Here is a 2,695-nt window from a genome sequence, read left to right as displayed (position 1 = left end):
GCATATGGCGGGGCGAGATCTTGGTAAACGGGAGCCTACGGAATCACTCAAATCTCATGCTGGGAAATTTGAATTATTGGATGCAACCTGATTGTCAAGTGAGAAAAACTGCAGAATCGAGTTAAAGTTTTGATGATTAGTTGAATGGAGGTTAGCAATTTCAGTGTGTAATATGACAGCCCATACAACCAAAGCCAGATAGAGGTAGTAAAGCTTGTAAAAATAAAAATGTCCCCATTTCTAAGGTCGCCATTGAGCCAGTCTAAAGAAGTACTGAAATGTTCAACCGCTATATTAAAGAAGACATAGGGATGAACAAATCCTCCATCCAATAAAAGGAAGGTTGAAAGTACCCATAAGTGTGCCAGAAAGAAAGTAGTTGTGGCATTTACAGCGATCAGAATGGGTATAGGAAGTGAAGAGTCCAGAAATTTTCTCGTTGTCAGTAAACAGATATAGTCAATAGGCGCATTGAATAGGACTGCCAGAAAAAGCATGGCATACCACTCTGCATTTGAGTTTAAGCTTAGGAGTGTACTGATTAAAAAAAATGATCCAACCGATATGAATGTCGAAAGGACAAGGCATCGACTGCTTTCAGAATTTTTATAATGAAAAAATCGGTCAAAGACATAGACAAAATCCGGTATCCATGTCCCCGCTTTCATCTGGGTGGCTCCGATTAGATAATCGCTGAGTGCTTTGACTTTTTCCGGAGCTAGATCATCATCCGCATCTTTTTTGGTAGCACGTATAAAGCCCATAACGCTGATTAGCCCAGCTAAAAAGATCATCAATGGTGAGTTAATCAAAGCTTCCATGAGTGCCTTCCACTTCCGTGTTATTAAGAGAGGCTGACTCAGGCAGCCTCTCAGTTACATATCTTCAGGGATGGTAAACCAGACGATAAACCACTTTGCTGAAATCATCCGTAATATAGATTTCACCCTTCTGGCCCTGTTCAACAAAAGCAGGCCGACCGATCACATTGCCGTTTTTCAGAAAGCCGGTGACCAGGTCTCTTTCTTCAACCTTTCCGTTCTTATCCCAATGCAGGCTGACCACCTTGTAGCCATCTTTCACGGATCGGTTCCAGGAACCATGAAGTGCCACCATGGCAGTCCCTTTCAGTGCAGGAGCTTCACCGCCATCATAGAACTGGATACCCAGGGGCGCGTTATGAGCCCGAAACTTGTGGTAGGGTACAATGGCTTTGGCGATTTCTGTTTCATGCCCTTTTCCAAAATCCGGGTCCGGTACATTGTCACCATTGGCAAAAGGCCAGCCATAGAAGCCACCGACAACAATCTTATTCAGCTCATCGGGTGGAAAGTCATCACCCTGGAAATCGCGGCCATTATCTGTGGCATACAGTTGCCCGTTTTTATCCCAGTCAAAGTCCACTGAGTTTCTCAGCCCGGTAGCTATTATTTCCCTTCCGCTGCCATCAGGCTGATAACGGCTGATGGTTGAGCGCAATTTATCCTTTTCAATGCAAACATTGCAGCTGGAGCCAACAGACAGATAAAGCAGACCGTCTGGCCCAAAACGGATGGTACGAGTCCAGTGACCTCCGTCGGTCGGCAGGTCAGTGATAATTTTCTGATAGTCGCCCTGGGTTTTGCCTGTGGTCTGATCAAATTTAACTCGACCCACTGCGCCAAGCTCAGCGATGTATAGCCAGTCTTTATAGAGAGCCAGTCCGTGAGGGTTATCCAGATCACTAAAAATGGTATGACGGCCATCACTGATCCCGTCGCCATTACTGTCAGCTAGCAGGAAAGTGACTTCCCCCTTTCGTGGCTGGCTGAGAACAAAGTTTCCAGATGACAGTTGACGTATAACCCTGGGATGGTTGAGATCTTTGGCAAAGATATTGATACGAAATCCATCAGGAACGGAAAATCGAGAGTCAACGACACTGGTATCAGGCGCTTCGCCACCAATAATATCCCCCAGGGAAATGTTGACGGCATAAGGAGAAGGAAGAAGAAAAACTCCTGCCACAAGGATCAGAATCAGGCTACCGGTGATCAGGGATAGCCACTTCAGAATGGCTTTCATTTTATTCATAGGCGTAACCACTCAGTTCAGGTGCGACTTTTTTATTATCTTGATTGGATGGAAGAGACTACCACAGTCCGCGAGATGGGTAATGCATGCGTTAAGCTTCTGCTTTAAGGACATGACCTGCCGTATTACTCTGCTTCTATGGCGGTGGTGTATTTTACACGCCTTATGGAAACTGAACTCTGGAATTTCCGTATATTGGGGTCAGCTCGCAATACCCGTTCAATAAAAGCTTCATAGGCCAGAATATCTTTGACACAGACGATCAGCATAAAGTCGAAGGTTCCGGTGGTCTGATAACACTGTGTGACTTCAGGTGCTTTGTCTATGGATTTACGGAATTGCTGATAAACCTCTTTCCTGTCTCTCTCCATTTCTACGGATACCAACATAGGACTTACGCATTGATGGCACCTGCTAATTTTGGTAGCAGGTGGTCTTTACTCTTTGCAAAACTCTCAATGAATTTACCAACCGTCTCTTTAAATAGCCCCCGTTGGTAATTCCTAAAAAACTGCTGGACAGAGAAAGAGAATAATACCTTTCCCTTGCAGCGACTATCCTTTATCCCATGGTTTTCTCAACCCGCAACGAACAGCAGAGTGAACAGACTGCAAAGCTTCTT

The 2,695-nt window shown here is 45.0% G+C and carries 3 protein-coding genes; all 3 read right to left on the bottom strand.

Going from position 1 to position 2,695, the window contains the following annotated elements; genetic code table 11:
- Window positions 1-47 precede the first annotated feature (47 nt).
- Window positions 48-821, bottom strand: coding sequence for a hypothetical protein (locus tag ACR2PX_RS28535; protein WP_434002744.1), 774 nt, complete (start codon window positions 819-821; stop codon window positions 48-50).
- A gap of 64 nt (window positions 822-885) precedes the next feature.
- Complete coding sequence (locus ACR2PX_RS28530; RefSeq protein WP_434002743.1) at window positions 886-2,073, bottom strand: PQQ-dependent sugar dehydrogenase; 1,188 nt, start codon at window positions 2,071-2,073, stop codon at window positions 886-888.
- 125 nt (window positions 2,074-2,198) lie between these two features.
- The gene (locus tag ACR2PX_RS28525) at window positions 2,199-2,462 is read right to left on the bottom strand and encodes an Lrp/AsnC ligand binding domain-containing protein (RefSeq protein ID WP_434002742.1); all 264 of its coding nucleotides are present in this window, start codon (window positions 2,460-2,462) and stop codon (window positions 2,199-2,201) included.
- Between the last annotated feature and the right edge of the window lie 233 nt (window positions 2,463-2,695).

Origin of the sequence: Endozoicomonas sp. (assembly GCF_051008435.1) — a bacterium.
Classification (GTDB): Bacteria; Pseudomonadota; Gammaproteobacteria; order Pseudomonadales; family Endozoicomonadaceae; genus Endozoicomonas_A.
The sequence above is the reverse complement of the archived record's forward strand: the minus strand, read 5'-3'. Positions and strand labels throughout refer to the sequence as shown.